The sequence below is a fragment of the Subtercola sp. PAMC28395 genome (assembly GCF_018889995.1).
Classification (GTDB): Bacteria; Actinomycetota; Actinomycetes; order Actinomycetales; family Microbacteriaceae; genus Subtercola.
Genome location: NZ_CP076547.1, coordinates 2810390 through 2834310, shown reverse-complemented (window position 1 = coordinate 2834310; position 23921 = coordinate 2810390). Strand labels below are relative to the sequence as shown.

The 23921-nt window shown below is 64.4% G+C and carries 25 protein-coding genes and 1 pseudogene; 12 read left to right on the top strand and 14 right to left on the bottom strand.

Features of this window, described 5'->3' with window-relative positions:
• Nucleotides 1-5 precede the first annotated feature (5 nt).
• Together KPL76_RS13015 and KPL76_RS13010 are read right to left on the bottom strand one after the other, a co-directional pair.
• Nucleotides 6-1211, bottom strand: a complete 1206-nt coding sequence (locus tag KPL76_RS13015) for a homoserine O-acetyltransferase (RefSeq protein WP_216333918.1) — start codon at nucleotides 1209-1211, stop codon at nucleotides 6-8.
• 84 nt (nucleotides 1212-1295) lie between these two features.
• Complete coding sequence (locus tag KPL76_RS13010; protein WP_216333917.1) at nucleotides 1296-2621, bottom strand: bifunctional o-acetylhomoserine/o-acetylserine sulfhydrylase; 1326 nt, start codon at nucleotides 2619-2621, stop codon at nucleotides 1296-1298.
• Nucleotides 2622-2859: 238 nt separating this feature from the next.
• Here KPL76_RS13010 and KPL76_RS13005 point away from each other — a divergent pair, with 238 nt between their 5' ends.
• From KPL76_RS13005 to KPL76_RS12980, 6 genes are all read left to right on the top strand, one after another.
• Complete coding sequence (locus KPL76_RS13005) at nucleotides 2860-3654, top strand: SDR family oxidoreductase (protein ID WP_216333916.1); 795 nt, start codon at nucleotides 2860-2862, stop codon at nucleotides 3652-3654.
• 16 nt (nucleotides 3655-3670) lie between these two features.
• On the top strand, nucleotides 3671-4186 hold the full coding sequence (locus KPL76_RS13000; RefSeq protein ID WP_216333915.1) for a phosphoribosyltransferase: 516 nt from the start codon (nucleotides 3671-3673) through the stop codon (nucleotides 4184-4186).
• Between the two features lie 31 nt (nucleotides 4187-4217).
• Nucleotides 4218-4943, top strand: coding sequence for a Type 1 glutamine amidotransferase-like domain-containing protein (locus KPL76_RS12995; protein ID WP_216333914.1), 726 nt, complete (start codon nucleotides 4218-4220; stop codon nucleotides 4941-4943).
• Nucleotides 4944-4990: 47 nt separating this feature from the next.
• Entirely contained in the window at nucleotides 4991-5647 is a 657-nt protein-coding gene (locus KPL76_RS12990) for a uracil-DNA glycosylase (protein ID WP_216333913.1), read from the top strand.
• A 77-nt stretch (nucleotides 5648-5724) separates the two neighbouring features.
• Nucleotides 5725-6303: a GNAT family N-acetyltransferase gene (locus KPL76_RS12985; protein ID WP_216333912.1), complete on the top strand. Its 579-nt coding sequence runs from the start codon at nucleotides 5725-5727 to the stop codon at nucleotides 6301-6303.
• A 17-nt stretch (nucleotides 6304-6320) separates the two neighbouring features.
• On the top strand, nucleotides 6321-7766 hold the full coding sequence (locus tag KPL76_RS12980; protein ID WP_216333911.1) for an amidase: 1446 nt from the start codon (nucleotides 6321-6323) through the stop codon (nucleotides 7764-7766).
• A gap of 55 nt (nucleotides 7767-7821) precedes the next feature.
• On the opposite strand, the gene KPL76_RS12975 is transcribed toward KPL76_RS12980, so the two are convergent.
• Genes KPL76_RS12975 through KPL76_RS12960 form a run of 4 tightly spaced genes read right to left on the bottom strand, consistent with a single transcriptional unit; the run spans nucleotide 7822 to nucleotide 11479 of the window.
• Nucleotides 7822-8202: a Fe-S oxidoreductase gene (locus tag KPL76_RS12975; protein WP_371733962.1), complete on the bottom strand. Its 381-nt coding sequence runs from the start codon at nucleotides 8200-8202 to the stop codon at nucleotides 7822-7824.
• Between the two features lie 51 nt (nucleotides 8203-8253).
• A complete protein-coding gene (locus KPL76_RS12970; protein WP_216333910.1) occupies nucleotides 8254-9720 on the bottom strand; it encodes an NAD(P)/FAD-dependent oxidoreductase in 1467 nt (488 codons plus the stop codon).
• Nucleotides 9721-9762: 42 nt separating this feature from the next.
• Complete coding sequence (locus tag KPL76_RS12965; RefSeq protein WP_216333909.1) at nucleotides 9763-10545, bottom strand: crotonase/enoyl-CoA hydratase family protein; 783 nt, start codon at nucleotides 10543-10545, stop codon at nucleotides 9763-9765.
• A gap of 58 nt (nucleotides 10546-10603) precedes the next feature.
• A complete protein-coding gene (locus tag KPL76_RS12960; protein ID WP_253202040.1) occupies nucleotides 10604-11479 on the bottom strand; it encodes an arginase family protein in 876 nt (291 codons plus the stop codon).
• 187 nt (nucleotides 11480-11666) lie between these two features.
• On the opposite strand from KPL76_RS12960, the gene KPL76_RS12955 reads away from it, so the two are divergent.
• Nucleotides 11667-12419 (top strand): gamma-glutamyl-gamma-aminobutyrate hydrolase family protein, encoded by a 753-nt coding sequence (locus KPL76_RS12955; RefSeq protein WP_216333907.1) that lies wholly within the window; start codon nucleotides 11667-11669, stop codon nucleotides 12417-12419.
• Between the two features lie 188 nt (nucleotides 12420-12607).
• Here KPL76_RS12955 and KPL76_RS12950 read toward each other — a convergent pair whose 3' ends face one another.
• From KPL76_RS12950 to KPL76_RS12940, 3 genes are all read right to left on the bottom strand, one after another.
• Entirely contained in the window at nucleotides 12608-12766 is a 159-nt protein-coding gene (locus KPL76_RS12950) for a hypothetical protein (RefSeq protein ID WP_216333906.1), read from the bottom strand.
• Nucleotides 12767-13039: 273 nt separating this feature from the next.
• Nucleotides 13040-13531 carry a type VI secretion system tube protein Hcp gene (locus KPL76_RS12945; RefSeq protein ID WP_216333905.1) on the bottom strand — a complete coding sequence of 164 codons (492 nt, stop codon included), beginning with the start codon at nucleotides 13529-13531 and terminating at the stop codon, nucleotides 13040-13042.
• Between the two features lie 82 nt (nucleotides 13532-13613).
• The gene (locus KPL76_RS12940) at nucleotides 13614-14159 is read right to left on the bottom strand and encodes a hypothetical protein (protein WP_216333904.1); all 546 of its coding nucleotides are present in this window, start codon (nucleotides 14157-14159) and stop codon (nucleotides 13614-13616) included.
• Between the two features lie 344 nt (nucleotides 14160-14503).
• Between KPL76_RS12940 and KPL76_RS12935 the strand changes: the two genes are divergently transcribed.
• Nucleotides 14504-15295: an alpha/beta fold hydrolase gene (locus tag KPL76_RS12935; protein ID WP_216333903.1), complete on the top strand. Its 792-nt coding sequence runs from the start codon at nucleotides 14504-14506 to the stop codon at nucleotides 15293-15295.
• Nucleotides 15296-15527: 232 nt separating this feature from the next.
• Here KPL76_RS12935 and KPL76_RS12930 read toward each other — a convergent pair whose 3' ends face one another.
• Together KPL76_RS12930 and KPL76_RS12925 are read right to left on the bottom strand one after the other, a co-directional pair.
• Nucleotides 15528-16475 carry a glycosyltransferase family 8 protein gene (locus tag KPL76_RS12930; protein WP_216333902.1) on the bottom strand — a complete coding sequence of 316 codons (948 nt, stop codon included), beginning with the start codon at nucleotides 16473-16475 and terminating at the stop codon, nucleotides 15528-15530.
• Nucleotides 16476-16505: 30 nt separating this feature from the next.
• The gene (locus tag KPL76_RS12925) at nucleotides 16506-17888 is read right to left on the bottom strand and encodes a D-arabinono-1,4-lactone oxidase (RefSeq protein WP_216333901.1); all 1383 of its coding nucleotides are present in this window, start codon (nucleotides 17886-17888) and stop codon (nucleotides 16506-16508) included.
• A 192-nt stretch (nucleotides 17889-18080) separates the two neighbouring features.
• Here KPL76_RS12925 and KPL76_RS12920 point away from each other — a divergent pair, with 192 nt between their 5' ends.
• Nucleotides 18081-18995 carry a 2-hydroxyacid dehydrogenase gene (locus tag KPL76_RS12920; RefSeq protein ID WP_216333900.1) on the top strand — a complete coding sequence of 305 codons (915 nt, stop codon included), beginning with the start codon at nucleotides 18081-18083 and terminating at the stop codon, nucleotides 18993-18995.
• 36 nt (nucleotides 18996-19031) lie between these two features.
• On the opposite strand, the gene KPL76_RS12915 is transcribed toward KPL76_RS12920, so the two are convergent.
• Entirely contained in the window at nucleotides 19032-19844 is an 813-nt protein-coding gene (locus KPL76_RS12915) for a glycosyltransferase (protein ID WP_216333899.1), read from the bottom strand.
• A 42-nt stretch (nucleotides 19845-19886) separates the two neighbouring features.
• Between KPL76_RS12915 and KPL76_RS12910 the strand changes: the two genes are divergently transcribed.
• On the top strand, nucleotides 19887-20084 hold the full coding sequence (locus tag KPL76_RS12910) for a hypothetical protein (RefSeq protein ID WP_216333898.1): 198 nt from the start codon (nucleotides 19887-19889) through the stop codon (nucleotides 20082-20084).
• 135 nt (nucleotides 20085-20219) lie between these two features.
• Here KPL76_RS12910 and KPL76_RS12905 read toward each other — a convergent pair whose 3' ends face one another.
• Nucleotides 20220-20798 (bottom strand): TetR/AcrR family transcriptional regulator, encoded by a 579-nt coding sequence (locus KPL76_RS12905; protein ID WP_216333897.1) that lies wholly within the window; start codon nucleotides 20796-20798, stop codon nucleotides 20220-20222.
• 81 nt (nucleotides 20799-20879) lie between these two features.
• Between KPL76_RS12905 and KPL76_RS12900 the strand changes: the two genes are divergently transcribed.
• Nucleotides 20880-21761, top strand: coding sequence for an SDR family oxidoreductase (locus tag KPL76_RS12900; protein ID WP_216333896.1), 882 nt, complete (start codon nucleotides 20880-20882; stop codon nucleotides 21759-21761).
• A gap of 153 nt (nucleotides 21762-21914) precedes the next feature.
• Here the strand turns inward: KPL76_RS12900 and KPL76_RS12895 are convergent, their stop codons facing one another.
• Nucleotides 21915-23300, bottom strand: a complete 1386-nt coding sequence (locus tag KPL76_RS12895; protein ID WP_216333895.1) for an IS1380 family transposase — start codon at nucleotides 23298-23300, stop codon at nucleotides 21915-21917.
• Nucleotides 23301-23669: 369 nt separating this feature from the next.
• On the opposite strand from KPL76_RS12895, the pseudogene KPL76_RS14990 reads away from it, so the two are divergent.
• A pseudogene (locus KPL76_RS14990) lies at nucleotides 23670-23873 on the top strand (LGFP repeat-containing protein); the annotation flags it as partial.
• Between the last annotated feature and the right edge of the window lie 48 nt (nucleotides 23874-23921).

The following is a 23921-nucleotide window of genomic DNA, read 5'->3' as shown; positions in this document are numbered from 1 at the left end:
AGCTGTTACGAGGTCAGCAGACGTTTCAATTGGGTGCCGACGGTGTCGTATTCAATGAGAAAGCCGTCGTGGCCGAATCGTGACGAGATCACGTGCGCCTGTGTGCCGTCGATATTGCCCCTGATGTGCCGAGCAATGAGCTGCTGGTCCTCGACCGGAAACAATCTGTCACTGTCGATCCCGATGATGAGCGTCGTCGCTGTGACCCGGCGCAGCGCCTCGATCACACCGCCCCTGCCGCGGCCGACATCGTGGGAATTCATCGCCTCGACCAGGGTGATGTAGGCGTTCGCATCGAAACGCCGGGTGAACTTGTTGCCGTGAAAGTCGAGGTACGACTCGACAGCGAAACGCCCGTGGTGCCCGAGGGGGCTGATGCCGCTCTGCCAGCTCCGTTCGAACCGGTCATTGAGTTCGGTCGGGCTCCGGTAGTTGAGAAGCGCCATGCGTCTGGCCAGAGCGAGCCCTTGGTGAGGTCCCTCGCCGATCTTCGCGTCGTAGTACGAGCCGTGGTGAAAGAACGGGTCTGCCCTGATGGCTTCGATCTGCACCGAATTCAACGCGATCTGGTCGGCGCTCGACAGGGATGGTGCTGCGATGATGGCCAGTCTCTGCGCTTTGTCGGGGTATTCGATTCCCCATTCGAGCACCTGCATACCGCCCATCGAACCTCCGACAACGGCGGCCCACGTCTGAACGCCGAGCGCGCCCATCAGGCGCCGCTGGGCACGTACCTGGTCGCGGATGCTGGTGTACGGGAACCGGGCTGCCCACTCCTCGCCGTCTGGAGCGAGGGAGGCAGGGCCCGTCGACCCCTGGCAGCTGCCCAGCATGTTCGGGGCGACAACGAAGTAGGTGTCAGTATCGAGCGCGAGGCCGGGGCCGACGATGCCGCTCCACCAGCCTGCTGTCGGATGCCCGGGGCCGGCGAGGCCCGTGAGGTGACTGTCGCCCGTGAGCGCGTGCGCCACCAGGATCGCGTTGTCCTTGTTCTCGTTGAGAGTGCCGAAGGTCTCGTATGCGATCCGTACGTCGGGGACGAACCCGCCACTCTCGAATGTCACATCACCGATGTGCGCGAATCGGCGGTTGCCGACGGGGTCACCGTCGCGCCAGGCCCCCGTGGCAGCGGGCTTGCCGAGAATCGACCGGATCTGCGCGTCGGTGATGAAATCGCTCGGTACGGTGTCTTCAGATATCTGCCAGTCCATGGTCTGTCCATTCTGGCTGAAGGAATGGGGTGGCCGGGCGACTGTTACGTCACCCGGCCACCCCATGGTCGCTGCTCAGCGTTATCAGAGCGCGTTCGCCCGGGCGACCTCACGTGCAGCGGCGAGGCCGGCCGCGAGGTCCGCCTTGATGTCGGCGATATTCTCGAGCCCCACCGAGAGGCGCACGAGGCCCGGTGTGACACCCGAGGTGAGCTGCTGCTCCGGGGTGAGCTGAGAGTGCGTCGTCGAGGCCGGGTGGATCACCAGGCTCCGTACATCACCGATGTTCGCGAGGTGCGAGAACAGGCTGAGCGTGTTGACGAGGGCGCGACCGGCGTCGACGCCACCCTTGAGCTCGAACGACAGCACCGCACCGACACCCTTGGGGGCGTACTTGTTCGCGGCGGCGTACCACGGGCTCGACGGGAGCCCCGCGTAGTAGACCGTTGCGACATCCTCGTGGCTGTCGAGCCATTCGGCAACGTCCTGGGCGTTCTGCACGTGGCGTTCGATGCGCAGGCTCAGGGTCTCGATGCCCTGGATGAGCTGCCACGCGCTCGCGGGGGCGATCGATGATCCGAGGTCACGCAGGAGCTGCACGCGAGCCTTGATGATGTAGGCGATACCGTCGCCCAGCGCCTCGGTGTAGGTGACGCCGTGGTAGGACTCATCGGGTGTGGTGAGACCCGGGAACTTCGCCGAGTTCTCACTCCACTTGAACTTTCCGCCGTCGACGATCACACCGCCGATGACCGTACCGTGGCCGCCGAGGAACTTGGTCGCGGAGTGCACGATGATGTCCGCTCCGTGCTCGAACGGGCGGATCAGGTACGGGGTCGCGATGGTGTTGTCCACGATGAGCGGCACGCCGTTCTCATGGGCGACCGTTGAGACCAGCGAGATGTCGAGAATGTTGATCTTCGGGTTGCCGATGGTCTCAGCGAAGAACAGCTTGGTGTTCGGGCGAACGGCTCGGGCCCACTCCTCTGCGTCGTCCTGGTTCTCGACGAAGGTGGTCTCGATGCCGAGCTTGGCAAGGGTGTACTTGAAGAGGTTGTACGTTCCGCCGTAGATCGAGGCGCTCGACACGATGTGGTCGCCGGCCTGGGCGATGTTCAGAACGGCGAAGGTCTCTGCAGCCTGGCCTGAAGCGACCAGCAGCGCTGCTGTTCCGCCTTCGAGAGCTGCAACGCGCTCTTCGACCACGTTCTGGGTCGGGTTCTGGATGCGCGTGTAGATGTTGCCGAATTCGGCAAGAGCGAAGAGGTTCTTCGCGTGGTCCGCGTTGTTGAAGACGTACGACGTGGTCTGGTAGATCGGCGTCGCGCGGGCGTTTGTCACAGGATCAGGTGCGGCGCCACTGTGGATCTGTTTGGTTTCGAACTGCCAATCGGCGGAATTGTCGGTCATCTGAAGTGTCCTTCGAGTTCTGGGGAGGAGGGCTGGGTGAACGCAGGGAGACGAAACGGTGCGCTCTCTCTGTCGTAACAGTAGGCACCAGCGGGGACAGCGTCAACGAGGAATGAAATACGAGGTAATGAGAACGAAATACCATCTCCGCTAGCGTTGTCAGAGAGAGTGCTTCTCCTCTCGCCAGTCACACTTCACAACAGTCATACTTCACACCAGGAACAGAAGGCGGATACTCGTGTCCCAGCAAAATCGTCGTGCCGTCGTCACAGGAGCGAGTTCGGGTATCGGTGCCGCCACGGTGCGCCGGCTTCGCGCCCATGGGTGGCCGGTGGTGGCCGTGGCACGCCGCGAAGACCGGCTGCGTGCGCTCGCCGAAGAGACGGGGGCGACATATTTCGTCGCCGACCTGACCGTTCAGGCCGATGTCGACGCGCTCGCCGTTCATCTCGCAGAAACAGGTGGCGTCAGCACCCTGGTCAACAATGCCGGTGGGGCCGTCGGGCTCGACACCGTCGAGCACGGCAGCATCCAGGACTGGCAGTGGATGTTCGAAATCAACGTTGTCGCGGTGAAACGCGTCATCACGGCCCTCCTTCCTCTGCTTCGCGCCTCGGTCGCAGGCGTACCGACGGGGGAGGGCGTTGCCGACATCCTCACGGTCTCGTCGATCGCGGGTCACATCGCCTACGAGAAGGGTGGCGGATACAACGCAGCAAAGTTCGCCGTGGCGGCCATGATCGACGTTCTGCGGCTCGAACTGAGCGGCGAACCCATCCGCGTTCTGGAGATAGCGCCTGGCATGGTGCACACCGATGAGTTCTCGCTGGTGAGGTTCAAGGGTGATCAGGCGGCGGCTGACGCGGTCTACGCCGGGGTTCCGAACCCGTTGACCGCAGAAGATGTTGCCGAGACCATCGTGACCATGGTCGAGTTGGCTCCGCACATCAGCCTCGACCTCGTCGTGATCAAGCCCGTTGCTCAGTCGGCTGCGTACAAGGTGCACCGTGGCCCCCTCGAAGTGAAGCAATAACCGGTAGCTTTGGTGGATGGCCGAGAGCACAGAATTACCTGAAACCGTCGTCGTCGAAGAAACCCCCGAACGCGAGGTGTTGGGGTGGCTGGAATTCGGTGAAGCGTCACGAGTCCTCGCGACGAGTGTGCTCGAAAGCGGGTTCGTGCCCGACTTCGTGATCGCCATCGCCCGCGGCGGGCTCCTGCCCGCCGGTGCCCTTGCCTACGCCACCGGCACCAAGAGCTGCGGCAGCCTGAACGTCGAGTTCTACAGCGATATCGAGACGACACTGCCTGAGCCGATCATCCTGCCGCCGATGCTCGACAACACCGCACTGATCGGCAAGAACATCCTGCTGGTCGACGATGTCGCCGACTCGGGGCGCACGCTGGCGCTTGTGGTCGGATTGCTGACGAAGATCGGCGTCACGGTGAAGACGGCGACGCTGTATGCCAAGCCCCGATCGGTGATCGAGCCAGACTTCTACTGGCGCAAGACCGACCGGTGGATCGTCTTCCCGTGGTCGGCCCACCCACCGGTGACGGTATGACGCGCATGGTCGCGGGTTCGGGAGAGAACCGGTGAGCATCCATCTGGTCGGCGGGGGCTGGCCCCCGGAAGATGATGGTGCCGTGTACCGCGAGTTCCTCTCGGAGAGCGCGGAGCGTGCCCTGCAGGCCGGTCGGCTCGAAGGCCCGCGGATTGCCCTGATTCTCGTTCGGGACGGCGACGGGCCAGAGAAGTATGCGGCTCTCGTTGCTTCTCTCGAACTTCTCACCGAACTCCAGCCGGTGCCCGTGCTCATCGCGGAGGGCGAGTCGGTGAATCCCACGCAGCTCGCCGACGTCGACGGAATCCTGGTCTGGGGTGGCCTGACTCCGGCGTACCGTGACAGCCTCGACCCGGCATTCGGCGAGATCCGGCGCCAGGTCTCTTCGGGAGTGCCCTACCTCGGGTTCTCCGCCGGAGCAGTGATTGCAGCAGACCGGGCTCTGCTGGGTGGCTGGAAGATCGGCGAGGTCGAAGTCTCGCCGCACGACGCGGCCGAAGATCTCGAGGAGATCACCATGGGAGAGGGCATCGGGCTCATCGACCTTGCGGTCGACGTGCACGCAGCCCAGTGGGGCACGCTGTCGCGGCTCATTGCGGCCACCGAGGCCGGCCTCGTCGAGAGCGGCATCGCCATCGACGAACACACGGCCCTGGTCATCGGCGAGGGCCCGCTTCGGGTCGTCGGTCGTGGCAGCGTGTGGACAGTGACGACCGAAGGCGGCGGAGTGCGGGTTGCGACGATGGGTGCGAGCTGACCGCCGCGCCTGGCTCGTCGCTTGACGAACTCGTCTCGCGAGGCCTGATGGACCCGGGTTGGGCAGCAGCCCTTCTCCCGGTGGCCCCGCAGATCCAGCAGATGGGCGAGTTTCTGCGCGCCGAAGTGGCGGCAGGGCGCGGGTACCAGCCCGCAGGTGACGACGTGTTCCGGGCGTTCCGGTACCCGTTCGGCGAGGTTCAGGTGCTCATCGTCGGGCAGGACCCGTACCCCACCCCCGGGCATCCGATCGGCTTGTCGTTTGCTGTCGACAGGCGGGTCGCGCCGCTGCCCCGGAGTCTTCAGAACATCTATCGGGAACTGAACGACGACCTCGGCCAGGCTCCGGCCGTGCACGGTGACCTCACGGCGTGGTCGCGGCACGGTGTGATGTTGCTCAACCGGGTGCTCACCGTGCAGCCGGGTCAGGCAGCTTCGCATCGGGGTGGCGGCTGGGAGGCGGTCACCGACCAGGCGATCAGGGCGCTGGTTGCCCGGAACACTCCGCTTGTCGCAATTCTCTGGGGCAAGGATGCGGCCACGCTCCGTCCGCTGCTCGGGGAGGTACCGGTGATCGAGTCTGCGCACCCGAGTCCGCTCTCTGCTCGCCGTGGATTCTTCGGTTCGCGGCCGTTCAGTCGGGCAAACGCGTTGTTGATCGAGCAGGGTGCAGCGCCGATCGACTGGTCGATTGACGGCGAGTGACCGGCAGCCTCACGCTGCCGGCCGTCACCCTCGCGCCTTCATGGGCCAACGGGGCCATTGCCCATTAGGCTGCTGCCATGCTTGAAGAGGAATACCAGCCCCGTCGCCAGCTGCCCGTTCACCTACGCCCTCCGGTGCAACCCGAGCCGGTCTTCGAGTTCACGATCCGCGATGCGACTCTCGCAGACATGCCGTATGTGCGCGAGATCTACAACCACTACGTGGCAAACACCGTTGTGACGTTCGATGAAGACGCCATGACGCTCAAAGAGTGGCGGGCGAAGTTCACCTGGGTCTCCAAGCTGAGCATGCCGTTCCTGGTGGCGGTCTCGCCGACCTCGACCGTGCTCGGGTTCGCCTACGTCTCGCCCTGGAAGCAGAAGGCGGCGTACCGCCGAACCGTCGAGGATTCGATCTACCTCGGGCCGGCAGCCACGGGCAAGGGTCTCGGCAAGGCGCTGATGAAAGAGCTCCTCACCCGGTCTAAGGCCGCGGGAATCAAGGAAGTTCTCGCGGTGATCGTCGACAAGGGCGCCGAGGGCTCGATCAGGCTCCACGAGAGTTTCGGCTTCGTCGAGGTCGGCAGGCTCGGCAAGGTCGGCTTCAAATTCAACCGGTGGCTCGGCACCGTGCTGTTGCAGAAGCACCTGAAGTAGACGCGAGCTGCGCTGGCATGGCGGACATTCACGACCTCGGAGCGCTCGAGCTCTGGCAGCTGCTGCAGAAGGGCGAGGTGTCGCCCACCGAGGTGACGGCACACTATCTGGGGCGCATCGCGAAGCTGAACCCCGGACTCGGGGCCTTTCATGAGGTGACCGCCGAACTGGCTCTGGTTCGAGCCCGCCACGTTGAAGAGAGCGTGCCGCGAACGACCACGCTCTGGGGGCTGCCCTTCGCCGACAAGGACCTCGTGCGGCGCAAGGGCGTGCGCACCACGTTCGGCTCCCGCCTTTTCGCTGACCATGTACCAGCAGACAGCGACGAGATTGTCGAGGTGCTCGACGCGGCAGGGGCCATCAGCCTCGGAAAGTCAGCAACGCCGGAATTCGGCCTGCCGAGCTACACAGAGAACCTCGTCGCTCCACCGGCGCGTAATCCCTATGACACAGCGCGTGGTCCGGGCGGTTCGAGTGGGGGAGCAGCGGTCGCGGTGGCCGCCGGACTGGTGCCCTTCGCTCCCGGCTCCGACGGAGGTGGGTCGATTCGCATTCCCGCCGCGGCAACCGGCCTCGTGGGCCTGAAACCGTCGCGTGGCCTCATCCCTGCCGCGTCGGGTATCGGCACGCTCGCCGGTCTCGCCGTCGGCGGGCCGCTTGCACGCTCGGTGACGGATGCTGCGCTGCTGCTCGACGGAATGATCACCCCGAGCGGCGGCACTCCGCACCACCACTTTGCGCTGAGGGCCCCCGAGAACCACGACGGGCCGTACCTCGGAGCGGCAATCCGGGGCGAGGGTCGCTTTCAGCTCGGAGTGCTGCTCGACTCCCCGTGGTCAGACGCCTACGACATCGCCATCGACCCCGAGGTGCTGGAGACGCTCGAACAGACGGTCGGCTTGCTCTCCGATCTCGGCCACGGTGTCGAGGAGCTCTCGCTCCTGCCGTCGCCGGAATACGCCCCCGCATTCCGCACGATCTGGCAGGCCGGAGCCGCGTCGATCCCCGCGGACGCCTCGAACGAACACCTGCTCGAGCCCCTCACCCGATGGCTTCTTCACCGGGGCCGTTCGTTGAGCGCTGCAGAACTCTCGGCGGCGCTGGGTGTGCTTTCGGGGTTCGAGCGGTCGATCATCCGGCAGTTCGACTCCTTCGACGCCGTTGTCACCCCGACCCTCGCGTTGCCTCCGCGCCCGATCGGGTGGTTCGACAGCGTCGATGCCGAGAAGAACTTCGCCCAGCAGGTGCAGTACACCCCGTTCACCTCGTTTGTGAACGTGAGTGGGCTGCCAGCGATCACGCTCCCCGTCGGCGAGACGCGGCCGGTCGCTGAGGGGCTCCCGGGCCTGCCCGTCGGGGTGCAGCTCATCGGTCGCCCGGGAGGGGAAGCCACACTGTTCTCCCTCGGGCGCCAGCTCGAACGTGTGCTTCGCTGGGAAGTCCATCACCCGCCGCAATGGTGAGCTCAGCGCTGCGATGAGGCTGAGGCAGTGACTGCGAGTCACCAGGTGCAGCGCATCAGCGGTAGCCGCCCTTCTCGAGCCCGGCTTCGATCTCGAAGCGATTCTTCAAGGGGTCTCGCCCGGCGAGAAAGTAGGCCAGTGGGAACGTGAGCCCGTACTTCTTCCACTGCAGCCGATGAATGGCCTCGTGTTCGAGCACAGTCGGCGAGGCGTTCGTGTCAGTCAGGTATACCCCGCCGATGCACGACCCGCCACGCGAGAACGACCAGGGCGGCATTCCGGTGAAGACGAACAGTCCGTCGACGCGGCGGATGCGGCCGGTGCTGAGCACGGCCCCCCAGACGACACCGACCAGGGTCGCGTAGAGGTATCCAGCCGCAGCGAGCGGAGGGGCGAGGAGGATCGGGCGGGCGATCGCGACCACCAGCCGCCGCAGGGGAGCAGGCACGAGTGAGCGCAGCGCTGCTGGCAGTGGGGCTGTCACGGTCTAGAAACTCGACGCGTCTCGGCCGTAGGTCTCGAGCAGTCGTAGCCAGACCTCGCTGAGGGTGGGGTACGACGGCACGGCATGCCAGAGTCGGCTGAGCGGCACTTCGCCGACCACGGCGATGGTGGCAGAATGCAGCAACTCTGCGACGTCTTGCCCGACGAAGGTCACGCCCACGATGACCTGTCGGTCTTCATCGACGACCATGCGTGCCTGACCTGAGTAGTTCTCGCTGGTCACGCTCGCCCCTGCGACATTGCCGATCTCGTAGTCGACGGCGCGCACGGAATAGCCCGCCTTCTGCGCTGCAGCGAGGGTCAAGCCGACGGAGGCGACCTCCGGGTCGGTGAACGTCACCTGTGGCACGGCTTCATGGTCGGCCGTTGCGACATGCGCTCCCCACGGTGCGATCGAGAGGCGTTTGCCGAGAGCCCGCGCCGCAATGACGTCGCCTGCGGCCCGCGCCTGGTACTTGCCCTGGTGAGTGAGAAGCGCCCGACGCGTCACATCTCCCGTTGCGTAGAGCCACTCACCAGACAGGGGCGTGCCGTCTTCGCCGACGACGAGCATCGTGTCGTCGGTCGGCAGCCAGCTGTGGGGCTCGAGGCCGATCGTTTCGAGCCCGAGGTCACCGGTGTTCGGTGTTCGGCCAACGGCAACCAGAAGCTCATCTGCGACGAGGTCTGTGCCGTCGACCACGAGGGTCACCTCTCCGCCAGCGCCGTCTCGTGATACCGAGGTGGGGGAGACCCCGAGTTGCACGTCGACGCCGAGTGCGAGCAGGGCATCCTTCACCCGCTCGCCGGCGAAGGGCTCCAGGTTGCCGAGCAGCGCACCACGTGACAGCAGCGTCACTTTCGATCCGAGCGAGGCGTACGCGGTTGCCATCTCACAGCCCACCACGCCTCCACCGAGGATGGCGAGCCGTGCCGGTACCTCCTGGGCGCTCGTCGCCTCGCGGCTCGTCCAGGGGGCGGCTCCAGCGAGACCGGGGATGTCGGGAAGCAGGGCCGCAGAACCGGTCGAGACCGCGATGGCGTGGCGTGCTGTCAGCTGCGTCACACCACCCAGGGCATCCGTCAGCGACAGCGTTTTGGGGCCCGTGAACCGCGCGAAACCCCGGAGCAGCGTGATGCCTGCGCCGGCGACCCACTCTGCCTGGCCCTCGTCGTTCCAGTTGCTGGCGATCGAGTTGCGCTGCTCGAGCACGGCGCGCACGTCGATCTGGCCGGTGACGGCCTCTCGTGCTCCGGAGACATTCTGAGCAGCGCGGAGTGCCGCACCGCTTCTCAGCAGCGCCTTCGAGGGCATGCACGCCCAGTACGAACATTCGCCGCCCACCAACTCGGCTTCGACGAGCGCGACGCTGAGCCCTCCCTGCACGGCCCGGTCAGCGACATTCTCGCCGATCGCACCCGCACCGATCACGATCAGGTCGAACGTTGTGTCTTCTGGTGAAGCGGTCATCGCTGCCCTCTCGATTCCGGGTCGAAGAACCCTGAATCCACACTACCGACCGACGAACTCGGCGGGCTTTCTTTGCATGAAGGCTTGCATTCCGATCGCTGAGTCCTCGCTGCCGACCAGCCTCACAAGCTCCGGTTGCAGTTCGCGTTCGGCTTCGGCGTCGCCCGATCGCACGGCGAGATGGGCGTTGGCGAGCACGGCCTGAACGGCGAGTGGCGCCTGGGCGGCGATGCGACCAGCGAGTTCGAGAGCCCGCGCGAACTGCTCGCCGTCGGGCACGACCTCCTGCACCAGGCCGATGCGATGAGCTTCGGTCGCATCGAACAGGTCGCCGGTGAGCATCCATCGCATGGCATTGCCCCAGCCGACGGCGCGCGGGAACCGCAGGGTGGCGCCGCCGAAGGGCAGGATGCCCCGCGAGACTTCGATCTGCCCGAACCTGGTTGAGGCGGCGGCGACAGTGATGTCGCTGGCGAGAATCAGCTCGATTCCGAGGGTGAGGCAGGTGCCCTGCACGGCCATGACCACCGGCTTGCTGAGGTAGTGGCCCTCGAGTTGCCAGGGGTTGATTCCGCCTTCGACCACGTAGTCGAGACCGTCAGGGCCGATTCGCGGGCCGATGTCGGCGAGGTCGAGACCAGCGGTGAAGTGGTCGCCGACCGCGTGTACGAGGCCGACCCGCAGTTCGGGGTCACGATCGAGTTCGCCGTAGGCCGCGGCCAGCTCCTCGAGGAGGGCGAGATCGGCGGCGTTGCGCTTTTCAGGCCGGTTGAGGCCGATGAGAAGAATGTGGCCCTGGCGTTCGACGGTGATACGCGTGTTCATGCTTCGATGCTACGTCGAACTCGGTGCCGGGACCTGTCAGCCGGCCCGCTGCCCGGACTCAAAGGGGCCGGGTCAGCGCCGAGATGATGCGCAGCACCGCTGACAGGTCGTCGGCGGCCGTATCGGGGCTCGACGGCGCGAACTGCGTTATTCCGGCCCCGACGAGGGTGAAGCGTCGGCGAACCGCGGTGATGTTCTCCACCAGGGCTGCCACGGTGAGACCGAACGGCTCCGGGTAGCTGATTCCGGCGATCTCGGCAGGGTCGAGAACGTCGAGGTCCACGTGCAGGTACACCGACGTCGCGCCGGTCGACTCGACTGCGGCAACCAGGGCGTCTCCGCGTTCCAGGTCTTCGCTGTGCTGGAGCTGGTCGACCGTGACGAGCCGGATCGCCTTCTCCTCGATGAAGGCCTCTTCGTCGTCGCCGTACGATCGCGTGCCAGCCAGCACCACCCGCGAGGCCGTGAGCGTCTCGCCGGCGGCAGGCACCAGCAACTCTGGACCGTCGCCGAGCAGCGTGCGCAACACCATTCCCGAGAACGCGCCGGAGGGTGATTCGTCAGGCGTCGAGAGGTCTGCGTGGGCGTCGAGCCACACCACAGCCAGTTCGGGGTGCTGACCGACCGCGCGGGCGACGGGCGCGAGTTCGACACCGCAGTCCCCGCCGATGGTCACGACAACGCCAGGTTCGCCCTCGCCCTCATCGGAATCGGCGCCGAGGGCCGCTGCAACCGCGTCCCGGATCATGCGTATCGAACTGGCCCGGTGCACACCCGTGTCCAGGCTTTCGCCGGCACCGAGCGGCACCTCGACACGCCGCGTCACTGCCGCCGGCAGGTCGCCCGCAATCGCGTCGGCACCGTCACTGAGCTGCATGGCCCGGCTCGAACCGGAACCCTGCCACTGGGGAACAACGAGAAAGGTAGCTGGCACATTCTCAGTCTGGCACGAGCGTTCGGCCAATTGGTTGCCAGGCATCCATCGCGTGTCGCACGGTACGTGGCCGCGAGGATTGTGACGGCACGTTACCTTGCGACTGGCCGTGGGGCTTGTGGAGCCGTTTACTTGAATCACGCACACGCCCTGAACGACGGATCGACCGCAACGAGGAGAATTCCGGATGCCTGACACCACCGCCACGAAGACGCTCGCCGTCGTCGAGGTGACGCGGTTTCGGCCCGATCGCCCGGAGTACCATGCCTACGTCAACACCCTGAATTCGGCCGTCGTCGCCGAAGGAGAGCGTCTCGGGTACTCGGTGCTCCGCGTTGGTGCCGCCGATGTGGGCACTGAGAAGCTGCTCGAACTCACCCGAAACGCCGACGCGCTCGTCGTGATGGGCGGCGAGGACATCGACCCGCGGTTCTACGGTGCGTCGTCAGGCTACCGGGGCGAGGGCAGGCACTGTGAAATCGCCGACGAGGCGCAGATCGCGTTGGTGCGTCGCGCGCTCGAGACGCAGACCCCGCTGCTCGGCATCTGCCGGGGACTTCAGATCATCAACGTCGCGCTCGGTGGCACTTTGCTCCAAGACCTGGGCGAACAGACCTCGCACACGAACGTCGGCGTGCCGGTCGAATCGACGATGACCCGACACGAAGTCGATCTGAGCGAGGCGAGCAGGCTCGCAGGCCACCTGGGGGCCACTCGGGTCGGCGTGCAGAGCGCACATCACCAGGCAGCAGATCGCATCGGTGACGGTCTCGTCGTCGTGGGAATCGCAGCCGACGGCACTCCGGAAGCACTCGAACACCGCTCGGCTCCGATCTACGGCGTGCAGTGGCACCCCGAAGCCCCCGGCGCTCCGATCGGGCAGCTCTCCCTGGTCCTCTCCGCACTGGCCAGTTCTGTGGTCGTGCCCGTCGCTGCGTAAAGCGGGAGCGGCGCCGACGTGCTTCGGCGCGGCATGCACGCCGAGAACCAGACGAGCACCTGACAGATTCGCCTGAGGCGGCCTGCAACGAGCCTGACGGTCAGGAACCCGGCGCGGCATGCAACGGCGAAACGCGCGCTCCTACGGCGATATGGTCGCGCGTCGTTGGTGCCGCTGGCTGCGCGCAGTCAGCGCGTGATCGTACCGACGACGCCGCTGGCAGCGGTCTCGGCGTGTTGCAGCTCTGCTCGCTCAGCGAGGCGAGGAATTCGCCCCATGATGAGGGCGATGGGCAGAGAGACGATTATCCAGACAGTGAGAAGAATGGCAACCAGTGCAAACATCATTGTGTGCTCCATGGGCAGGGTAGTCGGGTGTGGAGGAATGATCCGCCGACGGGCCCGAGAGGAGCCGAACCCGACGCTGGGTCACTGGTGCATTTCTCAGAGCATAACGGTCAGCCGAGCGGCGAATGACCGATTTCTGCGTGTCGCAGTCAAATAGTCCAGTATTCGTTCCGGGGTTGACTTTTTCCCCCTCAAATGAGTGAATTCGCGCTGAATTCCGGCATAGACGCCTGCCCGGCGGCTGTCACGCGGCGGCGGCCCACGTGCCCCGTTTCAGAATGCGACGTTGTTCGTGATGTCCCAGGCCGCCACGCTCGGTTTGAGACCCACGGCGAGGTTGGTGATCCTGATTCTCGCGAAGTTCAGTGTCACTGTTTCCAACCCCGGGGCATCCGCGGCGTTCGTTGCAGCCAGAGATGTCACAAGCACATCGGAGAGTTCGTAGGTGGTGCCAGTGATCGTCGTACCCGTTGACACGGAATTCGGATTTCGCAACCAGACGGTCGCGGTCGGGATGTGAGTCCCTTTGGCAATCGCTATGAAGAGCGAGATGCTGAGGTTCGATTGCTTGATGTCGAAGCTGATATCCCGCACGTTGACCTTGCCTGCCCCGCCGCCGCTACCCACATGGGTTGACCCAGAATTCGACGCACCGAAGACGAAATTCGAGATCTCGAAGGCCTTGTTCGCGAACTGCTTGTCGGTGGTACTCGATGACGAGTCCACCGGGATAGAGCTGAATGAGGCAAACATGTTCGATGGCATGGGAATTCTCCTACATTGTCGGTAATTGCGTGCTCGGTGGCTGTCGGTTCACGCTGGGCGGTCGTCGAGTGAAGGGTCTGCGTCAAGTAAGAACGATGGAGAATGCTCCCGTGCCGCGCCCACCGGAGTTGGGGTGAAGCGTTGTGGTGTAACTGCCACGGACCCCGCTGAACCGACCGGTGCCACCGGTGACGGTGAAGTGTCCGCTTCCATCATGACGAACGAGGCCTGATCCCGTTATGGTTCCGGCCCTTGCGGTGCCTTCGTCGAAGCTCAAGACCTGCGTTTCGACGGTCGCGTGGGAGTTGTCGCCGCGCTGAGGAAGGGAGAGAACCGTTCCCAGGGAGTAGAACGAGCCCGTGACGGGGCCGCCCGGCTGGTCATGCAGGTAGCCCGTCAGCGTCACGCTCGCTCCCACAGGGCGCGGTGCGTGGTCGCCGAGCGACTGCACAGCGCTCGCTTCCAGAGCGATGGCGTCGGATTGTTTTGGTTCTGCTGTTGCAGGTATGGTCGGGGCCGTGGCAGTGACCGACGCAGATGCGCTCGCACTCTCCGGTGCCAGCACCCCGCCGAGGCCTGCAGCCGAAGTCGCGATGACAAGCAGATTCCGTCGTGAAATCGGTGGCATGATTCTTCGCTTCCATGGTTCGTAGACGAAAAATCTGAGAGGGTCCCAAGTCCAGTGACCAGAGCCTAGCAACACTTCGCAATTCTCCACGGCACGCTCTTACAGCCTCAACCGTCGGGCTGTTGCGGTGCCGATGCTCATGCCTGCACGTCCCCCCGGAATCACAGCCCATATTACGGAGACCGCCACGGGGTGAGATCGCCCGCACAGACGCAGTGACTCTCCGTGAGCTCCGCGTTAGCCTGAGCCTTACCGCGCCGAAATCGTCGCGCAGGGCTGGTTGGTTGATGCGCTGCTGACAGGCGCAAAATGGTCGGTCACCCGACCGCAGAGAGGAGACATCGATGATTCTTCGACGTAGCCAAGGTGAGCTCAAATTGCATGTCGCGATCGATGTGGGCGCGGGCCCACCGGTTGTGTTGCTGCACGGCGTAGCATCCTCGTCGGTGACCTTCGCGAACGTGGTGCCGCTTATTCAGCAGAACCACCGTTGCATAGCGATCGACCTGCTCGGTTTCGGTGGATCGCCCATTCCTGAAAATTGCGATTACACCATCGGCGATCATGCCGCCGCCGTCGAGCGTGCCATCCGAAATCTGCACCTGAAGACCCCCTTCGTGCTTGTCGGGCACTCGATGGGCAGTCTGATCGCCGCCCGCCTCGCCGCCCGAACACGGCTCAGCATCGAAAAGGTGGTTCTCGTGAGCCCTCCGATCTACCTTTCTCCCGAGGAACTCAGTGACAAGCTCGATCGCGGCGTGATGGACTTCTACCTCCGCGCCTACAAGTACGTGCGGGAAAACAAGGAGTTCACGCTCCGTCATGCCGCGATCGTCGAGCGCTTCCTCTCCATACCCAAGGCGATGGATATCAACGACCGCACCTGGACCCCGTTCGTTAAATCGTTGAAGAACTCCATCGAATCGCAGACAACCATCAGCGACTTGGCCTCTATCACGGTACCCGTCGATGTCATTTACGGAAGTCTCGATGAATTCCACTCGGAAGGAGTGCTCAAAATCGTCTCGCGCCTGTCAGGCGTTCGTACACACAGAATCCTCGGCAGTGACCATCTGATCGGCAAACGCCTGGCCAAGGCAACGGCCTCTGCGATAGAAGGAACTGTCGTCGACTGAGGTGTAGTGACCACCGGGCATTCCAGCGAAAGTGCCCTCAAGGTCAATTCCTCTCGAGCGCCCCTCCAAGCCCCATAAATCCGTCTGAGGTGGTGACCTCGAGCGGGGCTGAGGCTAGGTTGAGACTATGGACAGTCGTGTAGGTCGGATAGTGCTCGTCGTTGTCGGTGCTTTTGCCCTCATTGTGGGCGCGGTGTTTGCCGGGCAGGGCGCAAATCTCATTCCCGGCAGTTCAATGACCGGTGACCGCATGTGGTTGTACATCGGAATTGTCGTCGCGGCGGTCGGAATCGTCTTGATTCTGCTGGGCCTGCGCCGACCGCGGCGAGGCCTGTGACAGATCTGTGACGGGTGTGCTCAGGGTGTCAGCCATCTCCCACCAGAGCCGGGCCAGGTCAAAGTACCGATCAGAAGGATCGAGCGGCCTGTCCCACGGCTTGTCGATGATGTAGTGGATGTTCTTCACTTTCGTCAGGTCCCAGACCAACGGGTGTTGGTGTGGCAGGGTCTTCAGCGCGTTGTACACGTAGGGCAGCGGAAGCCAGCGGTCGCGGTAGAACTCGTTGAGGAAGTCCTGCTCGGCGAATGGGTACTGTGACAGGTCGTCCACATCCGCTATCCGCCTCACCATCTCGGTGAGAACGGCCTCGTCGGGCGACAATACGATGAAGCCACCGTTCAGGTAGTTGTCGGTCGCTCCCGGCTCGGTGACGTGGTCCCCACCTCGGCAGTGAGTGTAGAAGCAGTTGCCCGGAGTCCAACTCGATGGATAGCTTGCAATCCGATTGGGGTTGCATCGGCATGCGTGGCACGCGGCAATGGCCCCGTCGGCCAGATCGAGCGAGAACAGCTCATCCATGTTCTGTGTCACCAGCATGTCGGCGTCAAGAAAGACGACACGCTCGAACTCGGTGAGTCCCCAGACGGCGAGCTTGGTCCACACCTCCGCGAAACGGGAGTTTGCGTAGTTGCTGGTCGACCCGTCGGCTGGGCGCAGGGGAATCACCTCGCGCAGGAGGCACCCATCGTCTCGGAGGACATTCCGGGCCTGCTCGTCGATTCCCTCAGTGACCATGACGACGAGTGGAGCCTCGCTGCCAGAAGCCGCCAGTGAGGCGTTCAGCGTCCGGACCCCAATTAGGTAGTTGGGCTGCGTCAGCAACGTCACCCAGGCGTTCATGGGCGGTGCTCCTCTCGTGGCAGGGTCACGTCAGTCGAGCAGTGCTTCAGTGAACGCATTGCCGAAGCGGTGCTGCGGGTCAAGGGCCTCACGCACGCGGCGGAAGGCTTCCCACTGAGGGTAGAGCGCCGCCCAGTCATACAGGGACTCGTCGAAGTACTTGCCCCAGTGCGGCCGGCCACCCTCCTCGGCCAGCGCTCGTTCCACCGCCCTCAGATAGCTCTCGCCCTCTTCAGACAGCGAGCCGTCGGCTGCGTAATAGACCACGAAGCCGAAGTAGCAGGTGTCCTGGTCGTGAGAGGGACTCAGCCACCCGTCGGATGGGCCGGTGCAGCGCAGGATGACCGGGTAGTGCATTCGGGGCTGGGTCTCCCGGTGCCACTTCTTGATCTTTGTGATCACCTCTCCGGCCCGAGCCAGCGGGATGGCGATTTCGACATTTATCTGGGGGGTGGCGATCCCTCGGCAGAAGATCTGGTACACATCACCCGTCACGTCGGTGAAGTCACGGAATCTCGTCACGGTTTGAAGCGGTTTGCCGTCGTCGGCGACGCCCTTGGTATCGTCGCGAAGGTGGCGCAGCGTCGACTCCACGGTGTCGTTCATCGTGTTGTTGGTGATCGCGTGCTGCAGCAGCTCGCCACCTCCGGCTCGATAACGACGTACCTCATCGGCGGTGGCCTCGTTGGCTTTCCAGACCTGGACCTGGTTCTCCTGGGGGAACCACCACGCCTTGACCAGACTGTTCTCCCGGTTCCACGTCTCCAGGTCAGCGTCGAGACGGTCGGCCCCGACGGCGTTCTTCAGGCAGGTGTAGATCATCGACTCCCGCGCGCGCAGCGTCACCGCCGTGATGACTCCCAGCGAGCCGAGGCTGAGCTGGACTGCAGGAAAGTCCGGGTGGTCACGGTCGAACTCTGTCACCGTGCCGTCGGCAAGCACCATCCGAATCGACAGTGCGGCCCCTGCGATCGAGCTCTGATTCAGGCCCTGACCATGGGTTCCGGTGGCCAGGGCGCCAGCCAGTGTCTGCTCGGCGATCACTCCGGGGGAGGCAGGTAGCATCTGCCCGCGCGCGGACAGGAATGCGTACACGTCGGCCAAGGGGGTCGAACCAGCGAAAGTCGCGGTGTCATCGGTGCTGGAGATCACGCCGCTGAGCCTGCTGAGGTCGAGGAGGGTGCCCATCCGGTCTGCGACCTGGATCATTCTGCCGGGCGACATCCGGCTGCCGATCATCCTGACCCGACCGTCGCTGGTTGACAGATAGTCGCACAGTTCTGCTTCAGTGGCCGGGGCGACGACCGACCCGGGCGGCCCGAGCGTGGAGTTCTTGGCCCAGTTGCGGAGACGTGTGTCCTCGCCGGCGAGCTCCTGCTCCTGGCGGGGGTAGGCGAGCGGCGTTGTTGTCATGGCGGGTCTCCTGTTCGAGTTCAGTCCTGCCCTCGGGGCCGGAATGTTCGGTAGAGCTGATTCACCGGCACCCGAGCTATGAGTCGCCATATTTCAGTCTAGGTACTTCCGGTCGACGAACTTCCACGTTGTGTAGAAATCTCGGAGACAACACAGCGAAGGCCTGGTCTCGGCGTTGACTACGCTGGAGCTATGACTGTGGTCTGCGTACCTGATTCAAATGCTCGAGAGCTTCTCGGTGACCTGCCCGACGGTGTCGAGGTGATCATCTGGAACGGCGAGCGCGACAAGCCCGAGCGCCTGGCGGAGACCGTCTTCTGGGTGCCGCAGGTCGAGGATTCCACAAACCTGGCCGACAAGTTCGCAGCCATGCCCAGGCTCGAGGTCACCCAGCTGACGAGCGCCGGCGTGGAGGACATCCTCGACTTCGTTCCCGACGGCGTCACGCTCTGCACCGCGCGCGGCGTGCACGGTTCGGCGGTCGCAGAGATGGTGCTGACGGTCATCCTGGCCACGCTTCGTCGACTGCCACACTTCGTCGAGGCGCAGCGACAGGGCCAGTGGGATCCGATGGAGGCTGACGACCTGCGCGACAAGCGGGTTCTGATCATCGGCGCCGGTGACCTCGGTGAGCAGACCGCCCGCCGGCTGAGGAGCTTCGATGCTGATCCGGTGTTCGTGGCCCACACGGCACGCGACGGTATCCATGCGATCACGGAGCTGCCGAGCCTTCTGCCCGAGGCCGACGTGGTGGTGCTGACGGTTCCGCTCACCCCCGACACGACTGGTCTCGTAGACGCCGAGTTCCTGGCCCTCATGGCCGACGGAGCTCTGCTCGTCAACGTCGCGCGCGGCAAGGTCGTCGACACCGACGCACTGCTCGCCGAGCTGACGACGGGTCGGCTGCGCGCTGCCCTCGACGTGATGGAGCCGGAGCCGCTGCCAGCAGGCCACCCGCTGTGGAAGGCACCGAACCTGATCATCACCCCGCACGCGGCCGGCTCCATCACGCAGGCCGGGCCGCGAGCCTTCGCGCTGGTGAACGCCCAGGTGCGGCGGTACGTATCCGGCGACGACCTCATCAACGTCGTGAAGGGCGCCTACTAGGCACTCAGGCTTAGGCGGTGCGGTGCGGCCGGGCTCTCACCAGACCGGCGGGTTCACGTACCACGACCCACCGCTCCCGGTGTTGTGGGCCGGAAAGGACTCCGGCGCTAGCCCGACCTTCGCCCGCCACCCGACACCCCATTTGGCGGTGAGACCGTCCAGGATCTCCGACCGGTTGCCCTCCGACGTCTGATCAGTCTGGTTCATCGTCTGTCGCCGAAGGTGCGAGACATAGGCCTCCTCGGTGACCACGCACCGAAGGCCGGCCGCGCGCACCCGGATCGCCAGGTCGATGTCCGCGCCATAGCCGTGCCCGGGAAAGGTCACCTCGTCGAGACCGCCCAGGTCGACGACGGACGGCACCGCGAACGCGATCGCAGTGCCATCACAGAAGTCGACGTCGCGAAGCATGTCGCGAGGGACGTATTCGGCGGCGGTCGGCGGGATCGTCTGAGCTCGTTGGTGCAACCAGAAGTCGTCGTAGCAGGCCGCTGCCAGCGCGATGTTTTCCGCGGCCCTCAACGGTGCGATCAGTCCGTTCAGGAATCCCGGCGACAGGCGGATATCGTTGTTCAGCACGACGCAGGCCGAATACCCTTCGCGCGACGAGGTTTGCAGGGCCCAGTTGGCGGCACCGATCCACCGCAGGTTTCGCCCTGGGCGATAGACCGAGATCTGCCCCTGAGGGAGCACGTAATCACCCGCGTTGTCGACAACGACGATGCGCACAGCCGGGTCGAGATCGCTTCCGTCGCGACACAGGTCGTGCACGACCGCATCGGTCAGCTCGGGCAGACCGAACGCGGGAATGACCACCAGGGTCGACGCGCCGTCACGTGAAGAGATCACTGCTCGGCGCGCGCCACGCGAACCCCGCGGTCGCCGTTCAAGGTGATCACAATCGTTGGTTCCCATCAGTTCGGGTGCACGTCGGCTTCGGCAGCTAACGATATCGGTAGCTCGACCGGCGCCGCGAACCAGACCGGCACGGGCATCCGGATCGTCGCTGTAGAACACGATGGCGACAAGGCGGTGATCCAGGTCACTGCAACCACGTCCCGAAGATCGACAGAAGCCGTCGTGCGCTGATTCCGCGCCGAACGTGCACTACTCACATGGTGTCTGATGGATGATCGTTGGCCACCGTCCTGATCGGAGCCACCCCGGTCATAGACCGTGCGATCCGGAAGGCGCAGTCGTGTCTGGGCGGGCGAGTGGAGCTGATCAGCCCAGTTGTGCGACAGCAGAGCGCAGCCGTTCGAGGGCGTCTCGAAGCAGGGTCGCGAGGTCAGCCTCACCGTCCGGTCCGTCGGCGATCCACACTGCGAACGCTTCCTTGAACGCCAGAACGCCCAGCTCTGCCGCCGTTGAGGCGACCTGGGTGTCGACTCCGCGGGCGCGGAGGGCGTCCGCCATGGCCAGTGCCATTCCAACCTGCTTGAGCGCGGCGCGCGCTTGTAGTTCTTTACTCGTAGCGATGACGGCCTCAAGGCGCGGGGCAAGCTCGCGGTTGAACGGTGTCATGGCAGAGGCGGCGTTGGCCAAGCCTGCGGCCACGGCCGAAAGCGGGCTCACTCCGCTGGGCGCGGCAGCGATCCCCTCGGTGAACAGGCGCGACAGTGTCTCCTGCCCAGCCGCGAGCACCTCGCGCTTGTCACTGAAGTGCCGGAAGAAGGTGCTCTTGGTGAGCCCGGCCCGTTCGGCGATCTGAGCCACAGTCGTCTCGTCGTAGCCCTGATCGGTAAACAACTCGAGAGCAGCAGCAACGAATCGTTCGCGTGCATCCGGTTCCCATCGAGACATATCTCAATCATATCGATGCGACTTGTGTCCCATCACGGTGTTACAGTGATGGGACACAAGTCGCATCAAAAAGGAGTCTTCATGCGAATTTTCATCACCGGAGCATCCGGCACGATCGGATCGACCGTCGTAGAAGAGTTGGTCGCCCACGGGCACGACGTTCTCGGGCTAGCCAGATCGAAGGAGTCCGCCGCGAAAGTCGAAGCCGCTGGCGCCACGGCCGTCCAGGGCGGTCTCGGCGACCTCGATGTCTTGACATCAGCTGCGCACGAGACGGATGGCGCCATCCATCTCGCCTTCAGCAACGACTTCACCGATCTCGAGCGCAGCATCGCAGAGGAGGGCCACGCAATGGACGCTATCGGCACCGCGCTTATCGGTACGGGTAAACCCTTCTCGATCGTGTCGGGCACCACTCTTGCCCAAGGCCGACCAGCGACGGAACAGGATCCGCTGACAACCGCAGGCCCGGTTGGAGGCCGAGGCATCAACGCCCAACGTATCCTCGACCTCTCGACGCAGGGCGTGCGCACCTCCGCCGTGCGGATGCCGCGATCGGTCCATGAGCGATTCGTTGCCTACGGTTTCGCGGGCATACTCATCAATACAGCCCGTCAGAAAGGCATCTCGGCATATGTCGGAGACGGCAGCCAGCGCTGGCCTTCAGTTCATCGTCGAGACGCCGCTTCTCTTTTCCGGCTGATGATCGAAAAGGGTGAGCCCGGTACATCCGTCAACGCCGTCAGCAGGGAGGGCGACAGCATGCTCGAGCTCGCGACGATCATCGGCGAACAACTCGATGTGCCCGTGCAAGAGGTACCCGCCGAGGCGTTCGGCCCACTCGGCATGATTTTCGGCATCGACCAGCCTGCAACTAGCACATGGACTCGTGAGACCTACGGTTGGGATCCCACGCACCCGAGCCTGATCGACGATCTGAAGGCCGGCCATTACCCAGCCTAAGCCTGGATTCACCGATGTTTTTGAGTGGTGAGCCGTTGACGGTTTCTGGGCAGTTCGGTGTTGCTGGGCGTGCTGGTGTTGCGTCCCTCGCTGGCCGCGGTGTTCCACTGGTTCGTTTCGTCGTTGCCTGGGGTGGCATGTTGGTCGGGTTCGTCAGCGTCGTGGTGGAGCCAGCGAATGCGTGACGAGCGTGGTCCATGCGGTTTCCCAGGGCCAGTTCTCGGGGAGATGCAGTCGAATGCGGCGCGCGGACGTCGCGATCCTCGCGGGGATGTTGATGAGTTTCTGGCGGATCGTCCCGGTCGTCGCGGACGCGAGAGCGGAGCCGGTGATGGTCGCGGCGGTGCGGGTGAGGTTGAACGCGATGACGGCGAGGACGAGCCAGGCGGCGTTGGCGGTGAAGACGCCTGAGGGCATGTGGGCGAGTGCGGAGTTCTTCAGGTCTGCGTTGACTTGCTCGATGATCGCGTGGCGGCGGTGGATCTGGTCGGCGGTGATCGTGTCGAGGGTGCTGGTGGTGAAGAACGCGTGGAAGCGGTGCGTGTCGAACAGGGTCGGCTGAGACAGCTTCTTCTTGTTCAGTTCAGGGATCCGCCGCACCACGAGGCGCCCGTGCACGTGGTCCTTCTTCGGTCTGGAGGCGAACGCAGTGAACGGGACCTCGGCGACTTCCGCGACAGAGGTCCAGGTGGCGGTGTCGGGGTCATAGATCGCGTTCGGATACTCGATCTTCGTCCAGGCATCATCCGGGATGGCGTGGATCGCGCGTTTCACCGCGGGATCCTGCCGGGCGGTGATCGACACGTTCGCGCCCGCGCGGAGCGCGGCGCTCACCGTCGCGTGTCCGTAGTAAGCGGAGTCCGCGCGCAGCAGCACCGGTGCAGCGTTCATCCCGGGGAGTCGGGTGACGGTCTTGAGCGCGTCGGCGACGATCCGGGCAGCGCCTCGTGGGGACCCGGCCGCACCCTTGCGGAGGCGCTGCCCGATGACCACGGGAGCGGTGGTGTCGGTCGATACGGTCGCGAGCAGCGCGTTGATGCCGCGGACACCGGAGTATCCGAACCCGGCGCCCTGCTTCTTCGGGCCGTGCACTTCGATGATCGTGTCATCGACATCAACGAACACCAGCCCGCCGTCGGCGGGCGGTGACACGATCGGAGCCTCAGCGGCGAGGTTGATCAGCAGCCGGGACGCGACGGCGTCGAGTTGGCGGACGTGCCCGAACGTAAACGATCGGAGGAACGACCCCAACGTCGAGGGGGCGTAGATCGATGTGAAGATCTTCCCCATCCCGCCGTGGCGCAGCACCGCCATGTCATCAATCGAATCCGCGCCGGCGACCATCCCGGACACCAGCGAGGACACCTTCAACCCGGCATTCGCGCCCTTGTCTGTCGGGACGCTCAACCACTGGTCGGCGAGGTCACGGAGGCCTGCGTTCTCGGCGAGGCGCATGACCGGGAGTAAGCCGACGGACGACACGAGATTCGGGTCATCGAATGACCAGGCAGCGGACCGGGAGACGTGAGAAACTTGCACCTGCGAGATGCCTCTCTTTTCAGAGTAATAGGACCTTAGACAAGCTCTATTTTCCCTGATCAGACAGGCATTCTCCGTTTAACGCGCCGACCTCAACTCATACTCCATCGGTGGATCCAGGCTAAGCGGGCACCACGACTTTAATCCGAACTCTAGCTCCACCACATCGGTTCGCCATCGGTTCCGGAAGCCCTGGCGGTACTGCCCGACACTCCGTTGTGTGAGGGTGTTGCGGAGCGCGTTCTCGAAGAGCGATTCGGTCGACGGCGTGGCCCGAATCCTGCCTGCTGCTCACTCAGTCCCTTGTTGCAATCGCGTCGCTCATGTGACGATGATGTTCTCAGCCTGCTATGGGAGTAAGGAACTGTGATGACTACACCCGCCGTGAACGTTCCAGGGGCAGACGCAATCGCTGAGAAATGGCGAGAACTCGGGGGAGAGGCGGGAAAGCTCGGCCCAGCCGAATCGGCGCCGGAAGACTCTGGTTTCGGGGCGCTCCAGAGATTTCGAGACGGATCCATCGCTTGGCACGAGCAGTTCGGCGCTCACGTCTTGTTCGGCGCGATCAGCGTTCGTTGGCTGGAAAGGACCAGGTTCCAATACTCGGCGTTCCCTATCGAG